22 protein-coding genes are annotated in these 25,453 nt (G+C 62.6%); 3 read left to right on the top strand and 19 right to left on the bottom strand.

Annotated elements, in window-relative coordinates; all coding sequences use genetic code 11:
• Nucleotides 1-144 precede the first annotated feature (144 nt).
• The 8 genes from A462_RS21525 to A462_RS21560 all read right to left on the bottom strand — a co-directional run bounded on the left by A462_RS21525 (nucleotide 145) and on the right by A462_RS21560 (nucleotide 7,968).
• Nucleotides 145-777, bottom strand: a complete 633-nt coding sequence (locus A462_RS21525; RefSeq protein WP_003218188.1) for a hypothetical protein — start codon at nucleotides 775-777, stop codon at nucleotides 145-147.
• A gap of 81 nt (nucleotides 778-858) precedes the next feature.
• On the bottom strand, nucleotides 859-2,301 hold the full coding sequence (locus tag A462_RS21530) for an efflux transporter outer membrane subunit (protein WP_008433656.1): 1,443 nt from the start codon (nucleotides 2,299-2,301) through the stop codon (nucleotides 859-861).
• Nucleotides 2,298-3,188, bottom strand: a complete 891-nt coding sequence (locus A462_RS21535) for an efflux RND transporter periplasmic adaptor subunit (protein ID WP_003218191.1) — start codon at nucleotides 3,186-3,188, stop codon at nucleotides 2,298-2,300. Before A462_RS21535 ends, A462_RS21530 begins: the two co-directional genes overlap by 4 nt.
• Nucleotides 3,185-3,394 (bottom strand): DUF1656 domain-containing protein, encoded by a 210-nt coding sequence (locus A462_RS21540; RefSeq protein ID WP_003218193.1) that lies wholly within the window; start codon nucleotides 3,392-3,394, stop codon nucleotides 3,185-3,187. The genes A462_RS21535 and A462_RS21540 overlap by 4 nt, the downstream gene beginning before the upstream one ends.
• Complete coding sequence (locus A462_RS21545; protein WP_008433653.1) at nucleotides 3,391-5,469, bottom strand: FUSC family protein; 2,079 nt, start codon at nucleotides 5,467-5,469, stop codon at nucleotides 3,391-3,393. Before A462_RS21545 ends, A462_RS21540 begins: the two co-directional genes overlap by 4 nt.
• Nucleotides 5,466-5,897, bottom strand: a complete 432-nt coding sequence (locus A462_RS21550; protein WP_008433651.1) for a MarR family winged helix-turn-helix transcriptional regulator — start codon at nucleotides 5,895-5,897, stop codon at nucleotides 5,466-5,468. Before A462_RS21550 ends, A462_RS21545 begins: the two co-directional genes overlap by 4 nt.
• A 154-nt stretch (nucleotides 5,898-6,051) precedes the next feature.
• The gene (locus tag A462_RS21555) at nucleotides 6,052-6,297 is read right to left on the bottom strand and encodes a DUF2789 domain-containing protein (RefSeq protein WP_008433650.1); all 246 of its coding nucleotides are present in this window, start codon (nucleotides 6,295-6,297) and stop codon (nucleotides 6,052-6,054) included.
• 75 nt (nucleotides 6,298-6,372) lie between these two features.
• The gene (locus tag A462_RS21560) at nucleotides 6,373-7,968 is read right to left on the bottom strand and encodes a glycosyltransferase family 39 protein (RefSeq protein ID WP_008433648.1); all 1,596 of its coding nucleotides are present in this window, start codon (nucleotides 7,966-7,968) and stop codon (nucleotides 6,373-6,375) included.
• A 222-nt stretch (nucleotides 7,969-8,190) separates the two neighbouring features.
• Here A462_RS21560 and A462_RS21565 point away from each other — a divergent pair, with 222 nt between their 5' ends.
• Both A462_RS21565 and A462_RS21570 read left to right on the top strand, forming a co-directional pair.
• On the top strand, nucleotides 8,191-10,353 hold the full coding sequence (locus tag A462_RS21565) for a hypothetical protein (RefSeq protein ID WP_008433646.1): 2,163 nt from the start codon (nucleotides 8,191-8,193) through the stop codon (nucleotides 10,351-10,353).
• A 3-nt stretch (nucleotides 10,354-10,356) separates the two neighbouring features.
• Nucleotides 10,357-11,061: a DUF3142 domain-containing protein gene (locus A462_RS21570; protein ID WP_008433644.1), complete on the top strand. Its 705-nt coding sequence runs from the start codon at nucleotides 10,357-10,359 to the stop codon at nucleotides 11,059-11,061.
• 62 nt (nucleotides 11,062-11,123) lie between these two features.
• Here the strand turns inward: A462_RS21570 and A462_RS21575 are convergent, their stop codons facing one another.
• From A462_RS21575 to A462_RS21625, 11 genes are all read right to left on the bottom strand, one after another.
• Entirely contained in the window at nucleotides 11,124-13,577 is a 2,454-nt protein-coding gene (locus tag A462_RS21575) for a TonB-dependent siderophore receptor (RefSeq protein WP_008433643.1), read from the bottom strand.
• Nucleotides 13,578-13,670: 93 nt separating this feature from the next.
• The gene (locus A462_RS21580; RefSeq protein WP_008433641.1) at nucleotides 13,671-14,627 is read right to left on the bottom strand and encodes a FecR domain-containing protein; all 957 of its coding nucleotides are present in this window, start codon (nucleotides 14,625-14,627) and stop codon (nucleotides 13,671-13,673) included.
• Nucleotides 14,624-15,133: a sigma-70 family RNA polymerase sigma factor gene (locus tag A462_RS21585; RefSeq protein WP_008433639.1), complete on the bottom strand. Its 510-nt coding sequence runs from the start codon at nucleotides 15,131-15,133 to the stop codon at nucleotides 14,624-14,626. Before A462_RS21585 ends, A462_RS21580 begins: the two co-directional genes overlap by 4 nt.
• Nucleotides 15,134-15,206: 73 nt before the next feature.
• A complete protein-coding gene (locus A462_RS21590; protein ID WP_008433638.1) occupies nucleotides 15,207-16,649 on the bottom strand; it encodes an efflux transporter outer membrane subunit in 1,443 nt (480 codons plus the stop codon).
• Entirely contained in the window at nucleotides 16,646-17,704 is a 1,059-nt protein-coding gene (locus tag A462_RS21595; protein WP_008433636.1) for an HlyD family secretion protein, read from the bottom strand. The genes A462_RS21590 and A462_RS21595 overlap by 4 nt, the downstream gene beginning before the upstream one ends.
• A 26-nt stretch (nucleotides 17,705-17,730) precedes the next feature.
• On the bottom strand, nucleotides 17,731-19,266 hold the full coding sequence (locus A462_RS21600) for an MFS transporter (RefSeq protein ID WP_008433634.1): 1,536 nt from the start codon (nucleotides 19,264-19,266) through the stop codon (nucleotides 17,731-17,733).
• 229 nt (nucleotides 19,267-19,495) lie between these two features.
• Nucleotides 19,496-20,416, bottom strand: coding sequence for a LysR family transcriptional regulator (locus A462_RS21605; protein ID WP_003218223.1), 921 nt, complete (start codon nucleotides 20,414-20,416; stop codon nucleotides 19,496-19,498).
• A gap of 113 nt (nucleotides 20,417-20,529) precedes the next feature.
• On the bottom strand, nucleotides 20,530-21,378 hold the full coding sequence (locus tag A462_RS21610) for an ABC transporter permease (protein ID WP_003218225.1): 849 nt from the start codon (nucleotides 21,376-21,378) through the stop codon (nucleotides 20,530-20,532).
• 12 nt (nucleotides 21,379-21,390) lie between these two features.
• Nucleotides 21,391-22,242 carry an ABC transporter ATP-binding protein gene (locus A462_RS21615; RefSeq protein WP_008433632.1) on the bottom strand — a complete coding sequence of 284 codons (852 nt, stop codon included), beginning with the start codon at nucleotides 22,240-22,242 and terminating at the stop codon, nucleotides 21,391-21,393.
• A 1-nt stretch (nucleotide 22,243) separates the two neighbouring features.
• Nucleotides 22,244-23,269 carry an ABC transporter substrate-binding protein gene (locus A462_RS21620; protein WP_003218229.1) on the bottom strand — a complete coding sequence of 342 codons (1,026 nt, stop codon included), beginning with the start codon at nucleotides 23,267-23,269 and terminating at the stop codon, nucleotides 22,244-22,246.
• A gap of 14 nt (nucleotides 23,270-23,283) precedes the next feature.
• The gene (locus tag A462_RS21625; protein ID WP_008433629.1) at nucleotides 23,284-24,177 is read right to left on the bottom strand and encodes a TauD/TfdA dioxygenase family protein; all 894 of its coding nucleotides are present in this window, start codon (nucleotides 24,175-24,177) and stop codon (nucleotides 23,284-23,286) included.
• Nucleotides 24,178-24,475: 298 nt separating this feature from the next.
• On the opposite strand from A462_RS21625, the gene A462_RS21630 reads away from it, so the two are divergent.
• Nucleotides 24,476-25,186, top strand: a complete 711-nt coding sequence (locus tag A462_RS21630; RefSeq protein WP_008433627.1) for a GntR family transcriptional regulator — start codon at nucleotides 24,476-24,478, stop codon at nucleotides 25,184-25,186.
• Nucleotides 25,187-25,453: the final 267 nt, after the last annotated feature.

Raw genomic sequence — 25,453 nt, 5'->3', positions numbered from 1 at the left:
AATAGGCGCAGACTTCAGCGCTGAACGGTAAAGTGCCTTCGCGAGCAAGCCCGCTCCCACATTCGATCGAGTTCCATCTTTGGAATGCAGTCGAATGTGGGAGCGGGCTTGCTCGCGAAGGCGTCAGTACAGACACCACAGATTTCAGGAATACTCGGTTTCGATCTCATCGAGTTGATGGTCGAAGCTTTTCAGGCGCGCCGTCCACGTATACACCAGCACCTCAAACTCACGGTGAATCACCGCATTGCCCGGCGTATCCGACTTGGGATCATAAAAATCCAGCTGGTAACGCTCCCGCGCCATCGCCGTGGCCACGTCGGATAATTCCCGGGCGTTATTCAGCCAATGCCGTCCGTCGGCGACTTGCCGATCAAGCATCACGCATTGTTTTTTCAGGGCTTCGAGGCTTTTTTCCAGCGGGGTGCCGGTCAGTTCGCCCATGACTTCCTGGAAGGTGCGCCCCGGCTGCCAGTAGCTGCCCCAGAAGTAGCGGTCGAACACCGTCTCGACCCGGCGCAGGGCAACCTTGGTGTCCCAGATCGCCACGCGGGTCTTGCCTTGTTCGAGCAGTCTTCGCTTGATTCGCTGGCCCTGGTAGGAGGCCCAGGCCACCACGCCGATGGACAGCACCGCGATCAGCGCGCTGGCGCTGTCGAGGAACACCATGGCCTTGTCGATTTGATGGGCCAGCATGATGCCGTAGAAGTAAGTCGCCGATAGCAACACCAGTGCGAAGAACACGCACCAGAAAGCGGGAGCATAAGGGTTTTTCATTATTGGAATCCCCATGAGCAAACGCGAGCAGTGACCAGCGGACCATCACGTAAGTCCGCCTGTCAAAGCATAGCAATCAGCTCAGGGTTTGCTGGCTTGTGTGGCTTGCGTTCGTCCACTTTCCCAGCCGCCGCCCAGGGCCAGGAACAAATCGATCTGGCTCATGGCAACCTGGGTGTTCGCCGCGGCCAGTTGCGCCCGCACGTCGGTGTAGGTGCGAGTGGCTTGCAGGTCGGCCAGGAACGACGCGCGGCCGGCCTGGAAGAACCGGTGCGTCTGCTCCGCCGCCTCTTTGGCCGACGCGCCGGCATCCGCCAGGGCATCGCGGCGTTGCAGTTGCGCGGTGTATTGCGCGAGGCCCGTCTGGGTTTCACGGATAGCGTTGAGCACCACCCCGTCGAAGTGCGCCAGGGCGCCCTGGGTCGCGGCTTCGGCTTCGTGGATGCGGGCGCGGGCGCCGTTGGTCGGCAGCGTCCAGCTGATCAGCGGGCCAAAGCCCCAACGGTTGGTGGCCGGGGTGCCGAGGTCATCCAGGATGCCGACGGTGCCCACGGTGGCGCCGATGCTGATGTCCGGGTACAGCGCGCCGGTGGCCACACCGATGCGCGCGGTGGCCGCCGCCAGTTGGCGTTCGGCCTGGCGCACGTCAGGGCGACGCTTGAGCAGCGTGGCGCCATCGCCCACCGGCAACAACTGCGCGATGTGCGGCAGCTCGGCGCATTGGGCAGTGCCGGCCGGCAGTTGATCCAGCGGCCTGGCCAGCAACATCGACAGGCGGAACAGCCCGGCCTGGCGCAGTGCTTCATAGCGCGGCATTTCGGCGCGCAAGGATTTGTATTGGGTTTGCGAACGGGTGACCTGGGTTTCATCACCGCGCCCGGCATCCCGCAGGCGCTGGGTCAGGTGCGTGCTCTGGGCTTGCAGGTCGAGGGACTCGTTGGCGATCGCCAGCTCTTCGTTGGCCGCGCACACCTGGGTGTAGGAGCGCACCACGTCCGCCACCAGGGTGATACGGGCGATATCGGACGCCGCCTGGGCCGCATCGGCAGTGGCCTGGGAGCTTTCAATGCCGCGCTGCAAGGTGCCGAACAAATCGAATTGATAGGAGGTGCTGATACTGGCGCTGCCGATATTCGCCACCGGGACTTTTTCCGTCAGCAAATAGGCCTCACCCGATTCTTGCAGGCGCTGGGCTTCGGCCTTGGCGCCGGCACTCCAGCCGCCGGCCGATTCGGCTTGCTGCACCTGATAGCGCGAGCGCTGCAAGTTGGCCGCAGCCACCCGCAGGTCGGTGTTGGAGGCCATGGCCTGCTCCACCAGCTTATCCAGGCGCGGGTCCTGGTAAAGCTTCCACCAGTCCGCCGGTACCGGCGCCGACACCACATTGCTGCCCTCCCCGGCCAACTGGCCCTGAAGGTCACCACGGTTCACGGCCGCCTTGTCCGGCAGTTTGTAATCGGGCCCCACCACCTGGCAGGCCGACAGCAACAACCCCAGCCCGGCGGTTGCTAAAAGCCGTTTCATGGCTTGTTCTCCGACTTGGGTTGGTCGTCGATGATCGACACGGTGGCGGTGCGCCCGGCAATCATGCGGAAGTCTGCCGGCACATCGTCAAACGCAATGCGCACCGGAATCCGCTGGGCCAGGCGCACCCAGCTGAACGCCGGGTTGACGTTCGGTAGCAGGTTGGAGCCGCTGGTGCGGTCACGGTCTTCGATACCGGCGACGATGCTCTGCACATGCCCGCGCAGGCGAGCGTTGTCGCCGATCACGCGGATGTCGACGCTCTGGCCGACGTGAATGCCGTCGAGCTTGGTCTCTTCAAAGTAGCCGTCGATGTGGAAGGAGTTGCTGTCCACCACCGACAACACCGGGCGCCCGGCGGTCACGAACTCCTGGTTACGCGGCGCACGGTCGTTGATGTAGCCGTCCACGGGGCTGCGGATCACCGAGCGGTCCAGGTTGAGTTGCGCGGCATCCACCGCCACTTGCGACTCGGCCAGGGCCGATTGGGCACGGGCGACGCGGGACTGGCTTTCTTCCAGTTGCTCGCTGGCCACCAGGTTGCCGAGGCCACGGTTACGCTTGTTCTCGCGCACGGCCTGGGCCAGGGTTTCCTGACGGTCGGCCACGGCGGCCTGGGCCTGGCGCAGGGCCAGCTTGAAGCGGTCCTGGTCGACGGAGAACAGCACCTGGCCGCGCACCACCAACTGGTTATCGCGCACGTCCACTTGCTGGATCAGCCCGGACACGTCCGGGGCGATCTGCACGATGTCGGCACGGATGTGGCCGTCACGGGTCCACGGCGCGAACATGTAGTACATCACCATGCGCCACACCACGACGCAGGCGAAGGTCACCACCAGTAACGTCAGGACTACACGGCCAATGGTCAAAAAAGGTTTTTTCATGTCATGAGGTATCGACTGAGTGAATCCACTGCGCCCAGCAACAGAGCGTAGAGACCCACATTGAACAATGCCCGGTGCCAGACCAGGCGATAGAAGTGGACGCGGGTCAACAGCCCGTGCACCACCAGGTACAACACATACGTAATGCCCATCAGCACCAGCAACGTGGGCAGGAACACCCCGCTGATATCCAGATCACCGATCATAAAGGCGCTCCATCGGGTAACGGCGCTTCCATCTCTGTGCCGCCAAGAAATTCCACGCCGGGCAACAGCGCCAGGCGCAAGCCGCTGAGGGCGTGCAACAAATGCAGGCGGGTTTCGTCCTCGCCTTGCAGGCCCTGGCCGTTGAGGGCGCGGCGGGTACGGTCGAGGGTCATCAGCAGACCGCCGGGGGCCGGCAGACGTTCACCGGCCTTGAGGCAGGCCTTGAAGTAACCGCCGACGCCTTCCACCACCTGGTTCAACAACACCCGCGGCACCCCGAGGATGCGCGGCGAGTACGCCAGCAGGTCCAGCAGGTTCAGCGCCACCCGCACTTCCCGCAGGGCGATGCCGGTGTCCTGGCCGGTCATGGCCAGGCGCGGCAGGTGTTGCATCAGGCGGTCGAGCATTTGCACGCCCATCTTGCGGTGTTCGGCCAGGGTCGCAGGCTCGGTCAGGGTGACGATGTCGCGCCAGCTGAAACGGGTCAGGCGCTTGGCCGCAAGCTCAGCGCCGAACGGCCGGGCAATCAGGGTCCAGACAAAGGCGAACAACAGGCCCACCGGGCCCGCCAGGTTGGAGTTGGCAAAGGCCAGGAAGTCCGCGTCGTAGGCACCCTGGATGCTGATGAACGACGAGGTATTGACCAGCGTCAGCAGCATGCCGAGGTAGAAACGCGGCTGTACCGTCAGCGTGCCGATGCAGATAAAGGGCACCGAAAACGCCAGCACCAGCATCGGGAAATCGTGCAGGTTGGGCAGCACCAGAAACAGGTAGAGGCTGGCGAACAGCACCGACATCGCGGTCCAGAAAAAGAACCGGTAGATCTGCGGCGCCGGGTCGTCCATGGAGGCGAAGAAGCTGCAGGCCACCGCCGCGAGGATCACCGCGCTGCCACCGTCGGTCCAGCCCAGCAGGATCCACAGCACCGAGGCGACGATGATCGCGGTGACGGTGGAAAACGCCGAGTAGAACATCAGGCCACGGTCGAGGAATGGCGTCAGCCGGCCCAGGCGCCAGTGGCGGTAAACTGCGCGCCAGCTGTCCTGGCTTTCGCACTGGATGGCGGCTTGCAGGCTGCGGCAGTCTTGCCACAGATCCACCCACTCGCCCAGGCGATACAGGGCGTTGGAGAACAGCAACTGATGGCGGTCATCCAGGGCGTCGGCATCGGGTTGCAGGGCTTCGATCTGGTCGCGCAGGACACGCCAGCGTTCGAGGGGCGCATCCTTTTGCGTGCTGACCAGCCACTCGTTGGCGGCGGTCAGCAGCGGCGTGAAGCGCTCGAGCAATTCCGGCGCGCGGTGTTCCAGCGCGTACACGGCGTCGTCCAGTGCGTCGATCACCGGCAGCAGGTGGATCATCCGCCCGCGCAGCTCCTTTGTATTGCGCACCGTTTGCGGCCGGGAGCCCTCGTGGGGCAGTTGGCCGATCATCAATTCCAGGGTGTTGAAGGTAGCGACCATGCCGCCGCGCAGGGTGCTGATTTCCTCGGGTTGCACGTTGCGGCTGAGGAAGCGCTGGCTGTAGACCTGGGCGTCGGCAAACCACTTGCTCACCGAGTCATCGAACACCGGCGCCAGGCGTCGCGGCCAGAACATCGCCCCCACCACCGCCGCCACGGCGATGCCAAGGAAGATCTCTTCGGTCCGCGCTTCGGCCACATCCCACACCGCCAGCGGGTTATCCACCACCGGCAGGGCGATCAGCGGCAAGGTGTAGCCGGCCAGCATCAGCGCATAGCTGTTGGCGGTGCGCAGGTGCAGGGACAGGAACAGCAGAATCCCGGTCCACAGCGCGATCACCACCACCAACACGTAAGGCGTCTGCACAAACATCGGCACAAAAAACACCGCAGCGGCCGCGCCCATGAAGGTACCGACCGCCCGGTACAGCGCCTTGGAGCTGGTAGGGCCGACAAACGGGCTGGACACGATATACACCGTGGCCATCGCCCAATACGGACGCGGCATTTGCATCAGCATGGCGATGTACAACGCGATCATTGAAGCGGCGAATGTCCTTACGCCATAGAACCAATCCCTGGCCGGCGGCATGCCGGTAAAAAATCCGTTCAAGAACTCACAACCATGGGATGTTGATTGGCACCTTCGAAGGCCCGCAGTACACGCAAAGCAGCTTCCAGGTCATCGGGGTCGATTGTCGCCAGCACCTCGCGACGCAGGCGCACCAGTTGCTGTTCCACTGCCTGCACCAGCTCGCGGCCACGCGCGGTGAGGCTCAAGGCCTTGGCGCGGCGGTCGTGGATGTCTTCGGTGCGGCACACATAGCCGGAACTGCACAGCTGATCCAACAGCCGCACCAGGGACGGGCTTTCCATCCCGGCCGCCTGGGCCACCTTGACCTGATGCACACCGTCGCCGAGGCGGCCGATCATCAGCAGCGGCACGGCGCAGGCTTCGGAGATGCCATAGCTGACGAGCGTGGTCTGGCAGATTTTGCGCCAGGTCCTGGCACCTACCACCATGCTGCTGCTGATGTTCATCTGGAGTTGTTCGAGGGTCTGGGACACTGGATTATTCGCATACAGTTAGTTTGCTAACTATCAATATGGTCGATGGATCCCAGGCCGTCAAGTTTTGATACAAATTTTGGGATGGGTGGTGGAGGCGCGAAGGTGTGAGTCAGTAAAGCGGGTTTCAAGCCCCGCGCCCCTCTCTCAACCGCAAATTCAACTCATCCACCACCTCCGCCCAATCCGCGTCCTCCAGAATCTCTTCACGCAAAAACGCCCGCTGGGGCGGCGTCCAGAAAAACGCTTCCGCCAGATGCAATTCGGGCTTGAGTGGGGAGTGGACCGCGATGAACCGCTCGATGCTGACCGGGTCATCGGGCAAACCGAGCTGTTTGAACAACGATGGCAAGTTGTGGACTGGGGATTCCATGAGGCGTTCCTGGAGAGAGGGTTCACCTGAGTCTAGCCCCCCAGGCGAACATAAACCTCTCAGGTGTTGCGCGGATTAATCGCAGCCCTCACGGTGCACGCCCGCTGGCGCGTTACACAGCACGAACAGCCGGGCCCGCGCGCCGCCGCCGTCCTGCTGGCTGAGCTGACGCCATCCGGCCGGCAACGGGGCAAACTCATCCGGCGGCTCCGCGGCGCTGATCAGCCATACACGCTGGATCTCGGCGGGTAACGCCGACAAGCGATCAAGGTAGATGCGCCCGCCATCCTGGTCCACCAGGGTGCCAAAACCATAGGCATTAGGCCGGGTGGACTTGCCGGCGGCGGTGGGCGGAGTGAAAAGCTGCAACTGGGCGTCGGTCTCGTCGTAATAGACGTAGGGCAGGAACCACAGCATGTCGCTGATGACGATGCGATCATCTTCCTGGTAGTTGCGATTGACGAACTCCACCACCACGTTGAACTGATCATGCTCATCGACGGTGGAGTTGGTTTTCACGCCCACCAGCTCGACCCCGACAAACAACACGAAGACTGCCGCCGCTGCGAGCGGCAGGCGCGGCGACAGACGGTCGACGGCCAACGCCACGATGATCGGCAAACTCATCGCGTAGGCGGTGAGATAACGCTCGATAAACACCGGGGAAATAAACGAAACCCCATAGACCAGCAGCACCGGCAGCATGAAAAAAAGCCCCAGCAGCCAGCCAAAGCGAAAGCGGCTTTGATCGCGCCAGGCAGTCACACCGACCAGCGCCATCAGCAATAACGGAAACACCACAAAGAGCGGTCGCCACAAGTGGTCGCCCGGGTCCTGAATGAGGAACTGCCACACCATCGACGGCACGGAATACAGGTTGACCGGGTCTTCCCAGCCAATATCACCGCCCACCTTGAGTTCTTCGGTGTGCTGCACCAGGCCCAGCAGATTCGGGAGCCAGGGCAAGTACAGCAACACAATGGCAACGTTGGCCACCCACCAGCCCGCACGCGTGACCAGGCGCAGGCCGCCGGCCCGTGGCTGGCGCAGCAACAGCAGCCATGACCAATGCACCAGCACGCACAACGCGGTGAAATAGTGGGTGTAGAAGGCTGCCGTCATCAACAGCGCATAGGCCACCAGATAGCGCTTGCGCTCAGGCTGGCGGACCCAATACACCAAGGCCAGGGTGGCGGCCAGCAGCCACACGCCCAGCAGCGAATACATCCGCACTTCCTGGCTGTAGCGCACTGCCGTGGGCAGCAACGCCAACAGAATCCCGGCCAGCACCGCCGCGCGACGGGTCGCGATCAGTCGTGTCAGCCAGATTCCCAGGCCGACTGCGACCACACCGGGGATCGCACTCATGCTGCGCAGGGAGAAAATGCTGTCGCCGAACACCTCGATCCAGCCGCGCAGCATGAAGAAATACAGCGGCGGATGAACGTCATGTGCGGCGTGAAACCACAGGTCTTCCAGGGAATACTCGGCGAGCAGCAGGCTTGAACCTTCATCGCCCCAGATGGCGGAGGCGGTCAGGCCATAGAAACGCATGGCCATGGCCAACGCCACCAGCGGTACCCACCACAACCGAGCCAGCCAGCCGGCATTCTCCCAAAGGCCAGGATTGAGCACGGGCAATGCCCCGGCCTTGTTGTCTTGTTCCGCCACAGAGCGTCGCACCTCTACTTCCTCACCCACTACTGAACCTGCGCTTGCGCGAACACCCGCCACTCTAGGTCAAAAGGCCTTGATTCGCCCGCTGTTTTGCATGGATTTGACCAACCATCCGCCAATCGGACAAATCTGAATTTTGCGCAGGACGTCTCCGACGCTTTCATCGGATCACGCTATGATTGCTGCCTTCCATGGATTCAGGATCAAGGACATTTCATGCGCATCGGTCTTCTGTCACCCCTGGCACTGGCATTGCTCGCCACCCTTCCCCTCCAGGCCCACGCCAGCGGCGATGACTCTTGCTACCCGGATTGGCGGGTGTCGCGCAACAGCCTGGACGTGTGCAGCAACCTGCCCTTCCTGAGCCCCGGCAATGACAGCCGGGTCAACCTGCGGCTGTTGCTGGCGGACAAAAACGTCATGCCGCTGGCGCCGAATGCCTTTGGCGAGCAGGACGTGTCCGAAGGATTTGGCCCGGTGCCCTTTCCGGTGTATCGGCTTATGCCGGCTGCGGATGAGCCCGACAACAAACCCGACGACTCGCGCACCGCCGAACTGGATGCACTGCTCAGCCCGCTGGGCATCACCCGCGACGACGCCAAGACCGCCGGTGAAGCCTTCCTTTCCGGCGAAGGCAGCCGCTGCCGCAGCAACGCCGATGACAGTGCCGCCGCGTTTATCAGCCAGGTGGTGAAGGCCGATGTACCGCAGGCCGAGCGCCAGTTACTGGCCAAGCTGCGGCTGCAGATGCTCGGCAGTTGTTCCTCGGACGGCGTAGCGGCAGGCGAGGCCGACCAAATCAAATCGGCAGACGGCCAGGCATTGCTCACCTACCTGAAAGCCGCCGGGGACTTTTACAGCGGACGCTTCAGCGATGCGCAAAAAGGTTTTGCCGGGCTGACGAGCAGCTCGCTGCCCTGGCTGAAGGAAACAGCGCTGTACATGACCGCCCGCACCGCGCTGAACGACGCCCAGCAAAATGCCTTCGATGAATACGGCACGCCGTCGCTTGAGCATGTGGATAAGTCTGCCCTGCAACGGGCCGAAAGCGCTTTCGACGACTACCTGAAAACTTATCCACAGGGCGAATACGCCGCCTCCGCCCGTGGCCTGTTGCGCCGGGTGCACTGGCTGGCGCCCAACCCCGACAAACTGGCGGACGACTTTGCCTGGCAACTGACCCAGGCCACCGATGCCCAGCGCAACGTGTCGCTGGATGAACTGGTGCAGGAAGCCGACACCAAGCTGCTGACCAGCACCACGGCACCTGTGGGCAACCCGTTGATCCTGGCCCTCAACGACCTGATGTGGATGCGTGCCGGTGAGCCGCCGAAGCTCACGCGTGAAGCGCTCGATGCACAAAAAGCGGTGTTCGCGCAGGAGCCCGCGCTGTATGCCTACGTGCAGGCGGCGTTTGCCCTGAACGTCGAGCATCAGCCCGACCGTGCCTTGAAGCTGCTGCCGCAAGACGTGCCGTCGAATCTCGACTACTTCGCTTTCAGCCAACAGACTCTGCGTGGCCTCGCGCTGGAAGCCAGGGAAGACTGGAAAGCCGCCGAGGCGCTGTGGCTGCAACTGCTGCCGCTGGCCAGGCAACCGTTGCAACGTGACCAGCTGGAGCTGGCATTGGCGATGAACTACGAACGCAGCGGCCAGCTGGCCAAGGTATTCGCCGCCGATTCGCCGATCAGTGCCAAGCAGGTGCGCTATATCCTGCTGCGCAACGTCGCCGGTCCCGACCTGCTGCGCCAACAGCTTGCCCATGCCGAAGACCCGGTAGAGCGCCAGACCGCACAATTCACGCTGCTCTATAAAGACCTGCTGCGCGGCCAGTTCGAGACCTTTGCCGAGGACCTCAAGCAACTGCCCGCCTCGATTCCCGATGACAAGCTCGGCACCAGCCTGGGCTACGTCTACAGCGGCGGCCAGTCGTTGAGACTGTTCCAGTGGAACGGTGACAAGGCCGAGTCCGGCTACACCTGCCCGAGCATCGCGCAAATCGCCAGCACCTTGCAGGCCGATCCGAAAAACCCGCAGGGCCTGAACTGCCTGGGGGAATTCGTCCTGCGTAACGGCCTGGACGGCATGCCCCTGGAACAAGCGCGCTCCGCCGGCAGCCTGGGCAGCACTGCCTCGCCCTTCAAGGGTGAAACCTTCTCGCGACTGGAGGGCTACAAGCGGGTGATCGGCAATCCCAAGGCACCGCGAAACGACAAGGCCTACGCGCTGTTTCGTGCCATCAACTGCTACGGACCTTCGGGCTACAACAGTTGCGGTGGCGAGGACGTCGACAAGAACGTGCGCAAAGGCTGGTTCCGCCAGTTGAAAACCGGGTTCGCCGACACCCAGTGGGGCAAGTCGCTGCAGTACTACTGGTAAGCCGTGAAGCGCTTCTGGCTGGCCCTGCTCCTGCTGGCAAGCCCGGCCTTCGGCGCGGTGGACGCCCGCGACCATGACGCGTTCTGGCTGTGGAGCGGCGTCGCGCCGCAGCCGGTGCTCAAGCAGGCGAAAACCCTGTACATCCTCCAGGGCCAGATCAACTCGACCCGCCGCGCGCCCCGGCGTGGCGTGCAATTCATCGCCCAGGGCATGAGTGTGCCGCGCATCACCCAGGGTGAAATCTGGGTGGTGTACCGCGCCCACACCCTGCACTGGCCCGAGTCGGTGTACAGCCAGATGCTCGGCCAGGTGCAACGCTGGCGGGATGCGGGCAACCCGGTGGTGGGCATCCAGATCGACTTCGATGCGCGCACGCAATACCTCGACGAATACGCGGATTTCCTGCGCGACCTGCGCCAACGCTTGCCCAAGGATCTACGCCTGAGCATCACCGGGCTGATGGACTGGAGCAGCAACGCCGACCCGGCCGCCATCGCACAACTCAAGGGCGTGATTGATGAAGTGGTGGTGCAGACCTACCAGGGCCGCCACAGCATCCCGGACTACGCGGCGTATCTGCCACGCATGAACCGGTTGGGGGTGCCGTTCAAGATTGGGTTGATTCAGGGTGGGGCATGGGAGGAGCCGGGGTATTTGAAGGGGAGTGAGTGGTTTCGCGGGTATGTGGTGTTTTTGCAGAATCCCTGAGTGCCCACGGTCCTTGGACTGTGGGCACTCAGGGCTACAAAACGCCCGCGAATGACCGGTATCTACCAGTCATAAGTCAAGCTCGACACCACCGTGCGCCCTTCCCCGTAGTAACAATCCAGGTCACTGGTGCATTGCGACACGTAGGTCTTGTTGGTGAGGTTCTGCACGTTCATTGCCAGCTTCACGCCTTTGAGCTTGAACGCCGAGCGGCCCAGGTCGTAGCTCAGGCTGGCGTCGTAGACGGTATAGGACGGAATGCTGAACGCCCCTGCGTAGTAATCACCAAAGCTGCTGCGAACGTAACGCGCGCCCAAGCCTGCGCCAACACCGGCCAGGGGTGTGTCGCCGAGGACGGTGTAATTGACCCACACCGAAGCGGTAAGCGGCGCAATGCCGGCCGGATGCCGGCCCTGACGACCGTCGTTGTCCTTGGTGTACTTGATGTCATTGCGCGCCGCTGACGCGACCACGTCCCAGGCATCGCTGAGGGAGGCCTTGGCTTCCAGCTCCACGCCACGTGAGCGCATGGCACCGCTCTGGGTGCTGAAGGTGGTGTCTACCGGGTTGGTGGTCAGCACGTTTTTCTGATCCAGTTGATAGACCGAAACCTGCACAAAACTCTTCTGGCCCGGCGGCTGGTATTTCAGGCCGACTTCGTACTGGTTGCCGGTAGAAGGATCGAACGGTTTGCCGCTGATATCGGTGCCCGACAGCGGCAGGAAGGATTCGGAGTAGCTGATAAACGGCGCCAGGCCATTATCGAACAGGTACACCAGACCGGCCCGGCCGGTGAACGCCTGGTCTTTGCTGCTGGTGCGGGTGTCGGCCAGTGGTTCCTTGTTGACCACGTTGGCCCAGTCGTAGCGCCCGCCAAGGACCAGCGCCCACTTGTCCAATTTGATCTGGTCCTGCACGTACAAGCCGGTCTGGGTCACGGTGCGGTCCCAGCGATAAGGCTGGCCGAAATTCAGCCGCTGGCCATAGACCGGCTTGAACAGGTCGATCACCGGCGGATTACGGTCGTACAGGCCGTGGAATTGCGAGTTGAAGTGGTAGTAATCCAGGCCAACGATCAACGTGTGGGACAGGGCGCCGGTGTCGAACTCCGCCTGGGCGATGCTATCCACACCGAATACTTTGTTGTGCTGCGACCAGTCCACGCCGAAGCGTTGCAGATAGCGTTGGTCTTGCACGCCGGTTACCGGGTTGGGCACAAATCTGTAGCCGTGCAACGGTGCGGTGTAGCGGTCGTCCACTTCGGCGTAGCGAGCGTTTTGCTTGAGGGTCCAGGTGTCGTTCAGGCGATGGGACACCTCATAGCCCAACACGTACTGCTCGCGGTTGTACTGGTTGACGCCTGGCTCACCGATGAACACATCACGCTTGATCTTGCCGTTGGGGTTGTCCCAGATCGTCCCGGACGCGGGCAACCCCTGGGCCTCGGGCACGCCTTTGTCTTTCTGGTACTGGGCGAACACGGTCAGGCGCGTGTCGTCATTGGGCTGCCAGGTCAGGCTGGGAGCGATGAACTGGCGTTTGTTCTCGACGTAGTTGATCTCGCCCTGTTCGTCCTTGGCCAGGCCGGTGAGGCGATAGAGAAACTCGCCCTGCTCATCCAGCGGTCCTCCGAGGTCGATGGCGGCGCTTTTGTGCTCGTAGGTGCCGGCCTCCAGCACCACTTGATGCACCGGGGTTTCGCTGGGGCGCTTACTGACCATGTTGACGATGCCACCCGGTTGGTTCTGCCCGTACAAGACCGAGGCCGGCCCCTTGAGCACTTCGATGCGCTCCAGGGAATAGGGCTCGATCTGCAAAGCACCGCCGGTGCTGCCGCCGCCGTAGGGCAAGTGCAAACCGTCGAGGTACAGCGGCGTCGGCGTAAAGCCACGGGAAGTAGGCTCATCAAACAGTTTGACCCGATCGGAAAAACCGCCGGCCGTCATGCCCGGTGTATAGAGCAACGCCTGGGTAACGCTTTGCGCGCCCCGCGCCTTGATCTCGGCGGCGGTGATGACGTTGATGGTCTGGGGGATTTCCACCAGCGCCGAATCGGTCTTGCTGCCGGTGGCGCTGCGCTTGGCAACGATGCCGTCGACCGGGCCCCAGGCCGTTTCCTGATCCTGTTGACCACTGATCTGCGTCGCACCGAGTTGCAGCGCGCCGCTCGCGGGCAGGGCCTGCAATGACCAGCCGCCCTGGGATTGCACCGCGACCAATCCGCTGCCGGCCAACAAACGCTCCAACCCTGGCCCGGTGGCGTAGCGGCCCTGCAAGCCGGCGCTGCGCTTGCCTTGGGTCAGCAAGGCGTCCACCGACAACAGAATCCCCGAGGCGCTGGCGAACTGGTTCAAGGCCTGGTCGAGGTTGCCCGCCGCAATGTTGTATTGGCGCAGGGCTTCAGCACTCTCCTGGGCCTGGACCACGCTCGGCACCACAGGCGCCGTCGCCAGCAGACTGACAAACAGGCCACGGCGCAGGGCGCGGGCCAGGGGTTGGATTGGGTGGTGCGACATTGCAGGGCTCCCCGTGAGAACGCTTCTTGATTGGCTTTCAAGAGGTATCCCGGACGGGGTTGGAAAACCGACAAGCCGTAGGCAAAAAATTTTTTAGCCCCGCGCCTTGATCGTGACCCAATAGCGCGTCACCGCCTGTACCTGCACCGGCAACGAACGCTCAAGCGCGTGGAGAATCGCGTCGGTGTCATTCAGCGGAAACACGCCGGTCAACAGCAAGCCGGCCACTGCCGCATCGCAGCGCAACAGCCCCGGGCGATAACGGCTCAACTCGGCAACGAACTGCCCCAGCGGCTGGCGCTCGGCGATCAAGCGGTTCTCGGTCCAACTGCTGGCATTGGCATCCACCGGCACCAGCGTCGAAGTCCGGCTGGCGCTGAACCACAGGCTGTCCCCGGCATTCATCTGCACCGCCGCACCGCGCACCGGACGTACCTGCACACGTCCTTCATACAGGTCGACGCGGCTGCCATCGTCCACTTCACGCACGGCAAACCGGGTGCCCAAGGCCTGCACATCTCCGGCCGGGGTTTCGACGATCAATGGCCGGGACGGATCGTGGCCGCTGGTCAGCAGGATCTCGCCGCGTATCAGGCGGATACGCCGCTCACTGGCGCTGAAGCGCAAGTCGACCGCGCTGTTGCTGTTGAGGTCCAGGCGCGTGCCATCGCTCAAGGTCAGGTGGCGAATCTCGCCCGTGGCGGTGCGGTATTCGGCAAACGCCGCCTGCCAGGGCTGGCTGCTTTGCACCAGATAGCCGCTGCCACCGGCCACCAGCAACAGCCCGAGCAGTTTCAAGGCGGCGCGGCGTTGGGTGTCCGGTGTATCGCGTAACACCGCACGGGCACTGTCGACAGGCACACCGCCGAGGGTTTGCTGTAACTGCTGCAAGCGCTTCCAGGCGCGCCGGTGTTCCGGATCGGCCTCCTGCCAGCGCGCGAAGGCCTGGCGCTGATCGCCGTCCATCTCGCCGCCCCATTGCAGCATCAACCACTCGCTGGCCTGCTCGACAATGGCCGGGGCAATCGGCGCTTCGTGCCGGGTTCTCATTCTTCGTAGACGACCTGGTAGCAGGCGAGAATCGCCCGGGTCATGTACTTCTGCACCGAGCTGACAGTGACCTCCAGGCGCTCGGCAATCTGTGCGTAGCTCAGCCCTTCGAACTGCGACAACAGAAATGCGCGGCGCACGTTGTCGGGCATGCGGTCGAGCATGGCGTCGATCTGCATCAGGGTTTCGAGGATCAGTGCGCGGGTTTCCAGGGACGGGGATTCGGGCTCCGGCAGGTGGGCAATGCTTTCCAGGTAGGCACGCTCGATGCGCAGGCGTCGCCATTGATCAATCACCAGGTTGCGGGCGATCTGCGTCAGGTAGCTGCGGCTTTCCTTGTCACCGGGAAAGCGCCCCGATACCAGTAAGCGCAGGAAGGTGTCCTGCGCCACATCGGCGGCGTGTTCGCGATCCCCCAGGCGTTTGCGCAGCCAGCCTTGCAGCCAGCCATGATGGTCGCGATACAGGAGATGAAGCTGTTGCCGGCCGTCAGTCGCGGTGTCCATGAAAAGCTCGGATACGTTATTGAGAGCAATTATCATTACACCTTGTTGCGTGGCTGGCAAAGTTCTTTGTCATTCAGCGTCCGGCGGTCTGCAACGGGTATACCGATTCCCAGCCCCCGCCCAATGCCTTGTACAACCCGACCATGGCCAGGGACACGCCGGTGGAGCTTTCCACCCACTGCTCCTGGGTCGCCAGCAACGCACTTTGCACGGTCAGTACGTTGACGAAATCCACCACGCCTTCGACGTATTGATGCTGCGCGGTGCTGAGGGCGATCTGGTTCTGCCGCACGGCTTCGGCGAGGCTGTCGCGCCGCAGTTGGCTGGCGTTGTAGCGGGTCAGTTGATCGTCGATTTCATGCCAGGCCCGCAGCACGGTCTGCTGGTAGGCCAGGGCCGCCTCCTGTTGCTGGGCTTCGCGCAGATCGAGCATGCCTTGCAACCGGCCACCGTTGAAAATCGGCAAGCTCAGTTGCGGGCCGAAGGCGAATGCACGCGAACTCCACGAGCCGAAATCCGCCAGCTGCAACGCCTGGGAGCCCACGCTGCCAGACAGGGTGATGCGCGGGTAGAAGTCGCCCTTGGCCACACCAATGGAGGCGGTGGCCGCATGCAAGCGAGCTTCGGCCTGGCGGATATCCGGGCGGCGCTCGGCCAGTTGCGACGGCAGGCCGATGGCGACCTGGCGTTGGGTTTGCGGCACCGCAGCGTCCTTGGACAGCTCGGCGTACAAGGCTTGTGGCGGTTCTCCCATCAGCAGGCTCAGGGCGTTGATCAACTGGTCCTGGCGTTGCTGCAAATCCGGCAGGCGCGCCTCGATGGCGGCCACTTGAGCAGCGGCTTCGGCTACGTCCAGGTCAGTGGCGACACCATCGGCCAGGCGCAGTTGCGAGAGCTTCAGGCTGTGGCGCGCCACCTCGAGGTTTTGCTCGGTGACGGCGCGGGTGTTTTGCACGCCGCGCAGTTGGATGTAGTCCTGGGCGGTTTCCGCCAGCACCGACAACAGCACCGCGCGGCGGTCGTTTTCGGCGACTTGCAGGGTGGCGTCGGCGGCTTCGGTTTCGCGTTTTACCCGGCCCCAGAAGTCCAGTTCCCAGGCGGCGGAGAAACCCATGTCCCACTGGTTGAACGCCGAGCGGCCGTTCTTGCCCGAGGCATCGCTCAAGCCATCGGCGCTGTTGCGCTGACGCAGGTAATCGCCGGTGGCGTTGACGGTCGGGTAGCGCTCGGCGGTAATCACCTGGCGCGCCGCGCGGCTTTGTTGCAGGCGGCTGCTGGCGAGTTTCAGGTCAAGGTTATCGGTCAGCGCGCGATGGGTAAGCGCGGTGAGCTGCGCGTCGTGGAACACTTCCCACCAGCGCTCTTCCAGCGGGTCGTTGACCGCGTGGCTGGCGGCTTGCCGGCCATGGGGCTCGGTCCATTGGCCGACGGGATTCAGCGGGCGCTGGAAGTCCGGGCCGACGGTGCAGGCACTCAGGGTGAGCAGGCTCAAGGTTAACCAGGCAAGGCGTCTCATTGCTGCGCCACCTCACGTTGCTGGGCGGCGGCGTGGGTGTCGACGCTGGCTTCCACCGACATGCCGACCCGCAGGCGCTCGGTCAACGCCTGGCCGGGCTCCAGGATGATTTTTACCGGAATACGCTGCACCACCTTGGTGAAGTTGCCGGTGGCGTTGTCGGGTTTGACCGAGGCAAATGTCACGCCGGTAGCTGGCGCCAGGCTTTCGAGGTGGCCCTTGAGCACTTCGCCGTCGAGGCTGTCGACCTTCACGTCCACCGTTTGGCCAGCGTGCATGTGGGATAACTGGGTCTCCTGGAAATTGGCCACCACGTAGGCCTCGGCCAGCGGTACCACGGCGAGGATCTTGCTGCCCGGCGTCACATAGGCGCCGACCCGCACCGCGCGCTCGCCGACCATGCCGTCCACCGGCGCGACGATGCGGGTGTACGACAGCTGATAGCTGGCCATTTCCAGTGCGGCCTGGGCACGTTTCAGGCCGCCCTCTGCCGCATCACGCTGAGCGCTGAGGATTTCCACCTGCTTGCGTTCAGCGGCCAGCACCGCCGTGGCATTCGCCAGGCGTGCGGTGGCCTGGTCAATACGCGTCTTGGCTTGCTGGGCGTTCTGTACGGTGCCGGCGCCTACACCCGCGAGGTGGTTGTAGCGGTTCAGTTCGTGTTCGGCAAACGCCACTTCGGCGCGATCCGCCGCCACAGTCGCCTGGGCCTGGGCAATCACCGAGCTTTGGCGCACCAGGGTCGCCGTGGCATTTTTCAGCTGCGCCTGGGCCACCAGCGTATCGGCATCGGCCGCCTGGGCAGCGGCGCGGAAGTCACGGTCATCGATCAGCGCCAGCAACTGCCCGGCCTTGACCCGCTGGTTGTCTTCCACCAGCACTTCCTTGATGAAGCCGGCCACACGCGGCGCCACCAGGGTGTAGTCAGCGGCGACGAAGGCGTCGTTGGTGCTCTGGCGTTTGCTGCCGAACACACCCGGCGCCAGCAGGTAAACCAGCACACCTACGGCAAACACGGTGATGACGGTTACAGCGATTTTGTCTTTGCGTTTCATAACAATCCCTTTGGCTCAGTGAGCAATCAAGTCGGCGCGCGGGGCGGATAAATCCGCGTCGGCATCCAGAAAATCAGCAGGATCAACGCCGCCGCGACACCGGCCATGACGTAGTAGAGATCCGAAGAGGTGAGCACCACGGCCTGCTCGTGCAGCCGATGGGCAAGGCCGGCGGCATCGCTGTCGGCCAGGGGCGAGTTGCCCAGGCCGTCCACCAGCATGGTCGAGTGGAAATGCAGGCGGTGTGTGGTCAGGGCATCGAGCACGCCGGTGGCGACCACGGCAGCCAGGCCTTTCACGGTGTTGAACCACGCCGAGGCGAAAGGCCCGTCCTGGGGCGTGATGCTGCCGGTGGAGAGCATCAGCAGCGGCAACACCGCCATCGGTTGCCCGAATATTTGCAGCAGTTGCAGCACGTAGAAATCATCGCGAATCCATGCCGACGTAAGTTGCGCCCCGCCCACGCAGGACAGGATCAACATGCTCAAGCCAATGCCCAATACCCAGCGGCAATCGACCCAGCGCAAGTTGCACAACGCCGCCACCAACGGCAGTGCGATCAACTGCGGCAGCGCCATGATCAGCATCACCGGTGCAGTTTGCAGCGGGCGGTAGCCTTGGACCTGGGCCAGGTAGCTGGACGGAATGATGGTCACCGCCAGCAGCACGATCAGGACCCCGGCGAGCACAATCAGCGCGAACGACAGGTTGCGCAGCCCAAGCATCTGCAACTTGAAAAACGGCATCGGGTGCGACCACTCGTTGATCATGAACAGCACCAGCAACACCAGGCCGCCGATCAACAATGAGGTAATCAGCGGCGACTCGAACCAGTCCAGCCGATTGCCCTGCAACAGGCCGATCACCAACATGCAGATCGCCGGGAAGCCCAACAGCAAGCCGCGCCAGTTGAACTGCTTGAAGCGCTCCAGGCGCAGCGGGTCCTGGGGCAAGCCGTAGGCCACGGCCGCCATGGCCAGCAGGCACGGCCCGACAATCTGCCAGAACGCCCATTGCCAGCCGACGTATTCGGTCCACATGGCCGCCAGCGGTGTGCCGAGGCTGGGGCCGAAAGTGGCCGTGAGGGCATAGCCGGCCAGGCCGTACAGCTTGACGTTGGCCGGCAGGAACCGCAGGGCCACGGTCATCAGCATCGGCGGCAAGGCGCCACCGGCCAGGCCTTGCACGGTGCGCAGGATCAGCAGGCTTTCGTAGTTCGGTGCGAACGGGCACAGCACGCCAAGCACGGTGAACAGGCCGATGGCGCAGAGAGTGAAACGGCGCAGAGAGAACGTCACCGAACACCAGGGTGCAAAGGCCATCGCCGAGACAGAGGTGGCGGTGTAAGCAGCCACCAGCCAGGTGCCTTCGTCGAAGCCGATGTACATCGCACCGCGAATATCGGCGAGAGCGACTTTGGTCACCATCTCGTTGAGGCCGGACACCAGTACCGCAAGCAATACGCCCACCAGGCCGATGATGATGCGCGGGCCGAAAACGGGAGGGGTAATGGCGGTCGGTTTGGCTGCGGCCAGGGGTGCGGGAGCAGCGAGGGACGTCATGAACTACAACTCGGAATAGGAAATACCCGAGCAGTTTAATAAGGCTTAGACATGACAAAAAGTGACTTATCGGAAGCTTATAAGTGCACCAGACGCAATGATCAAAATGTAGGCGATCTCTGTGGGAGCCGGGCTTGCCCGCGATGGCATCACCTCGCTATGCCTGAAAAACCGTGTCGCCCGCATCGCAGGCAAGCCAGCTCCCACATTGACCGGGCTCACTTGCGACTCACGTGGGCTGCGCTTCCTTCCACGTCGCCTCGCAGCATTCACGCATGGTCTCGCGCAGCCATCTATGGGCCGGGTCCTTGTCGAAACGCGGGTGCCAGGCTTGGGTCAGCACCAGGGTCGGCAGGGAAATTGGCAGGGTGAAGGCTCGCAACGGCAGCTTCAGGCGATTGGCGCTGTAGAGCGCTTCCTTGGGCACCGGCAGGATCAGGTCGGAGTCCGGCAGCATGAACATCGCGCCGTGAAACCCCGGGGCGATCATCGCGACTCGGCGTTCCAGGCCCTGGGCGTTCAGGGCGGTGTCGATGGGCCCCCGGGCAATGCCGCGGCGGGAGATGCTGATATGGGAATAGCTGGCAAACCGTTCGGCGGTGATTTCTCCATCGAACAACGGGTGCCCTTCCCGTGCCAGGCCGACGAAGGTGGTGGTGAACAGGTTCTGCACCTTCACTTCCGGAGTGATCGGCATGGTGTTGCCCACCCGCAGGTCGAGACGGCCTTCACGCAGGGCCTCGTCATCGGTGTCGCCTTCCGGCACGAAGCGCAGTTCGCACAGCGGTGCCATGCGTTCCATGGTGTCGAACAGCCGACCGCCATACACTCCGACAAAAAAGTCATTGGCCCGCACGCTGAAGCGCCGGCGCAGGGTGCGCAGGTCCACTTCGTCCGCCGAGCGGAACAGCAGCGCCGCCTGCTCCACCACGCTGCGCACCTGGCCTTGTAGCTCCAGGGCCTTGGGCGTCGGTACCAGGCCGCGACCGGCGCGCACCAGGATCGGATCGCCCACTGCCTCGCGGATGCGCGTGAGGGTGCGACTCATGGCGGCCGGGCTCAGGTTCATCCGCCGCGCGGCGCCTACCACACTGCCCTCGTCGAGCAAGGCGTCGAGGGCGACCAGCAGGTTCATGTCCGGTAATTGCATGCCAAGCACTCGTGATGGGTTATGAGTGAACTTGGCGCAATCGTAGCAGACTGTGGCGAGGGAGCTTGCTCCCTCGCCACAGGGTTGGTGTTTCAGTCCGGGTTGGTGTTCAGTCAGCGTTGCATGCCCCAGCGCTTCACGGTGACCCGCTCCAGGGTGTCGAACACCAGGTTCTCCACCAGCAGCCCGATCAGGATCACCACCGCCAGGCCGGCAAACACTTTGTCGGTGTACAGCTCGTTGCGGTTCTGGAAGATGTACCAACCCAAACCGCCTTTGCCGCTGGTAGCACCGAACACCAACTCGGCGGCGATCAGCGTGCGCCAGGCGAACGCCCAACCGATTTTCAACCCGGCGAGAATCGACGGCAGCGCAGCCGGGATCAGGATGAACAACACGAAGCGCATACCCTTGAGGCCATAATTTCGACCGGCCATGCGCAGGGTTTCGGAGACGCCGAGGAACCCTGAATAGGTGTTGAGCGCCAGCGCCCACAACACTGAATGCACCAGCACGAAGATCAGGCTGTTCTGCCCCAGCCCAAACCACAACAGCGCCAGCGGCAGCAGGGCAATCGCCGGCAACGGGTTGAACATCGAGGTCAGGGTGCTCAGCAGGTCACGCCCCAGTTGGGTCGACACCGCAAGCGTGGTCAGGGCAAACGCCAGCACAATGCCGATCAGGTAACCCTTGATCAGCACCACCAGCGAGATGCTGACCTTGCTCAACAACTCGCCACTGGCCATGCCGTCGTAGAACGCGCTCAGTGTCTGCAGGAAGCTCGGCAGCAGCAGGTCATTGTTCTGATAACGGGCAGCCGCTTCCCAGAGGATCGCAAGCACGATCAGGATCAGGCTTTTACGCAGCCAGCCTTGTTGCCACAGGCGCTGGCGCCACGGCAACTCGCGCTCTACGCGAACACCGGGCAACGGTTCGAGAGTGATTTCATATTCCTGGCGCATGGTGCAAGCCCTTCAATAAGCGATGCGGATATCGGCGAAACCCAGTTCGGTTTCCACCTCGGGCGCTTCATCAAACAACAGCCGATGAATGCGCCGCGCCGAAGCCTGGAACTCCACACCGCCGAGGCTGTGCAGGTCGTATTGATGGCTGTGGATTTCCGCCCGCACTCGCCCCGGGTGCGGCGACAGCAACAGGATGCGGTTGCCCACCACTAGCGCTTCCTCGATGGAGTGGGTGACGAACAGCAGGGTGAAACGCACCTCTTCCCAGAGCAGCAATAGTTCTTCCTGCATCTTGCGCCGGGTCAGGGCGTCGAGGGCGGCGAAGGGTTCATCCATCAGCAGGATTTTCGGCTGCATGGCCAACGCCCGGGCGATTGCCACGCGGGCTTTCATGCCGCCGGACAGGGTGTGCGGGTAGGCATCGGCAAAGGCCGTAAGGCCGACTTTTTCCAGGTAGTACAGCGCCCGCTCTTCGGCCTCGCGACGCTTGAGGGTTTTGGACGCCAGCAGCGGGAACATGACGTTCTGCTTGACGGTTTTCCACGGCGGCAGTTGGTCGAACTCCTGGAACACCACGATACGGTCCGGCCCTGGCTGCTCGACTTTTTGCCCGAGCAGACGGATCTCGCCCTCACACGGCTTGATAAAGCCGGCGATGGATTTCAACAGTGTGGATTTGCCGCAGCCCGAAGGCCCCAGCAATACAAACCTGTCTGCCGGATCGATCGCGAAGCTGACCTGGTGAGTGGCCCGCACCACCCGTTCGGGCGTGCGGTATTCAAGGCTGACTTTATCCACCGAAAGCAGTGCTTCGGTGGTGGTCGGGTTGCTGGCCGTGTGGCCTTGCAAGGGCGCGTTCATGTCAGCTCCCTTGCAGCGGCTTGGCGTCCTGGAAGAAGTAATCCTTCCACGATTCGGGTTTGTTTTTGATCGCGCCGACGCGGTAGAGGAATTCCGCCAGCGGGTAGGTGTTTTTCGGGGTGACGCTAAATTCGAACTGCGGGTTTTCGATGATTTTCAGCAGCTCGGCGCGGTCGATCTTGGCCTTGGTCACGCGGATGTAGGTATCGGCGGCGGCGCCTTTGTCGTTCTGGGCGAACTGCGCCGCTTCGGTCAGTGCCTCGACGAACGCCTTGTAGGTTTTCGGGTTGTCGTTGCGGAATTTCTCGGTGGCGAACAGCACGGTCGGCGAGTTAGGCCCGAGGATGTCATAGGAGTTGAGCACCACATGCACGTTCGGGTTGGTCAGGGCCTGCTCCTGGAACGGCGGGTTGGAGAAGTGCCCGGTCAGCTCGGTGCCACCGGCAATCAGCGCAGCCGTGGCATCCGGGTGCGGGACGGCAACGGTGTACTTGTCGAGGCGATTGAATTCCTTGTCGCCCCATTGCTTGGCGGCAGCGTATTGCAGGAAACGCGACTGCACGGAAACGCCCACTGCCGGTACGGCAATGCGGTCTTTTTCGGTGAAGTCGGCAATGGTCTTGACCTTGGGATTGTTGCTCACCAGGTAGTAGGGGAAGTTGCCCAGGGAGGCAACGGCTTTCACGTTCTGCTTGCCGTGGGTGCGGTCCCAGATAGTCAGCAGCGGGCCAACGCCGGCCCCGGCGATGTCGATGGAACCGGAGAGCAGCGCATCATTGACGGCTGCGCCGCCGGACAATTGTGTCCAGTCGACCTTGATGTCGATGCCTTCCTGCTTGCCGTATTTTTCGATCAGGTTCTGGTCGCGCACCACGTTGAGCAACAGGTAGACGATGCCAAACTGCTCGGCGATGCGAATTTCGCCTTCGGCCTGGGCGGCGGCAGGCGCCACAAGACTGCCGGCCAGCAGGCTGACGCCCAGGCCGACCGTCGCGGCCAGGCGCGCAAATGGGGTTTTCTTGGACATGGTCATGCTCCGGGTCAGAAAGGCGCGTCGCCCTGGATGGTGGTGCGGTACAGCTTGCGCCGCAGGTGGCTGGGGCAGCCGGCCGCCAGGTGGATCAGCGAGCGGTTGTCCCAGAACACCATGTCGTGGGGCTGCCACTGATGGCGGTAGATGTTTTCCGGCAGCACGCTGTGGGCGTACAGCTGGGCCAGCAGGTCGCGGCTTTCATCCTCAGGCAGGCCGACGATACGGGTGGTGAAGCCCTCGCTGACGAACAGCGCCTTGCGGCCGTTTTCCGGGTGGGTGCGCACAATCGGGTGTACCACTTGCGCCACTTGAGCGAGTTGCTCGGGCGTGAGGGTCGGGCGCCAATTGCCTTCGAATTTGGTTTCGCTGTAGCGTGCGGTGTAGGAGTGCGCGGCGCTGCGGCCTTCAACGGCCTTGCGCAGGGACTCGGGCAGGTTGTCCCAGGCTTTATGCATGTCGGCGAACAACGTGTCGCCACCCTCGGACGGCAGCTCCTGGGCATGGAGCATCGAGCCCAGGCTCGGCAGCTCCTTATAGGAGAGGTCCGAGTGCCAGAACTTGCCGGCGTCTCCCAGGCCGATGGATTGGCCGTTTTCGATGATGTTGGAGACGATCAGGATTTCCGGGTGGTTGGCCAGCAGGAATTGTTTGAGCACATGGATTTGCAGCACGCCGAAACGGCGGCTGAAGGCGATCTGTTGCTCGGGGGTGATACGTTGGTCGCGGAAGACCACGACGTGATGGTCCAGATGCGCGCGGTGAATGCGTGCGAAGTCCTGGTCGCTGACCGGGCGGGCCAGGTCCAGGCCTATGATTTCGGCGCCGACGCTGCCGGGAAATGGACGGATCTCGAAGGTTTGTGTGGTGTCGGTCGCTGTTGGAACAGTAGAGGTGGCAGACATGAGTTCACTCCCGTGCAGTCAGGAGAGTGACTTTATAGTCATAAGAACCGCATTTTAAATACCGTTAGTGAATATCGATATGCAGCAATACCGCTATTGGCCCGACTCCCGGGAATAAAATGTGCACGACGGACCTTTAGCCTGTAAGACCTGACAAATGGGAGCTGTGGGCCCGAAGAACACGCTGTTGAGTCGCTTACAAGCCGAAACCTTGCCCGTTTGACAAGCTTGTGGACAATCTCTAGTGTGCATTGGATCCAATTAGCCACCTCACCTTGAAAAGGAGGATAGCGTAGTCGTGACGCAGAAGCCGAACCCTTTGAGCAGCATCCAGATCAGCGGGCCTATCCCCGCCCATCTCGCCCGCTCCGTGATTGAAGAAACATTGCGCAACGCCATCCTGGATGGCCGCTTGCCCTGTGGCACCGCCATGCGTCAACAGGAGCTGGCCAGCTTGTTCGGGGTCAGCCGGATGCCGGTGCGCGAGGCATTGCGTCAACTGGAAGCCCAATCGCTGCTGCATGTGGTCACCCACAAAGGCGCGGTGGTGGCGCCACTGATCGAGGACCACTCGGCGGAAACCTACGCCCTGCGCATACTCCTCGAATCCGAAGCGCTGCGCTTGTCGATTCCCCTGCTCACGCCCGATGACATCGCCCAGGCTGGCGCCTTTATCGACGCGCTGGAACGGGAAAGCGACTACACCGAAATCGGCCGCCTCAACCGCCTGTTCCACATGGCGCTATATGGCAAGGCGGGCAATCAGCGGTTGCTCAAGCTGGTTGAACACGGCTTGAACGAAGAGGAACGTTTCCTGCGCTTCAACCTCGAGGCCATGGGCCTGGGCAAGACGTCCCAGGAAGATCACCGCGAACTGCTCGACCTCGTGGCGCAAAAGAAGGTCGACGAAAGCATCCTGACCCTGCGTAACCACCTTACCCGCGGCATGGAGGTGATTACGGGTTACCTCAAAACTCTTGAAGAGACTGAACAGAACGCTGCGCTGTAAATTCCGCGTGGAACTGAAACGCCTCCCTCGACCACAAAGCGCTGCAAAGTGACGCTGGCCGACGGAGGCCAGTGCACCACCATTACTCCCGTTAAACCATTAAGCCCAAAGAAAACTTCACACACTCCGCAGAGCGATCCAACTACCGCAATATTCCAACTCGAAAAACTTATAAAATTAAAAACACCTGAATACTTAATCAGATTATTACCAACACTCCAATTCTCCCAATCGACAGCGTGAATCCATGCTCGGTGCGTCACTGCG

The organism is Pseudomonas sp. Ag1 (assembly GCF_000278565.1).
Lineage (GTDB): Bacteria > Pseudomonadota > Gammaproteobacteria > Pseudomonadales > Pseudomonadaceae > Aquipseudomonas.
Note: the sequence above shows the minus strand (reverse complement) of the source record. Positions and strands in the feature narration are given on the sequence as shown.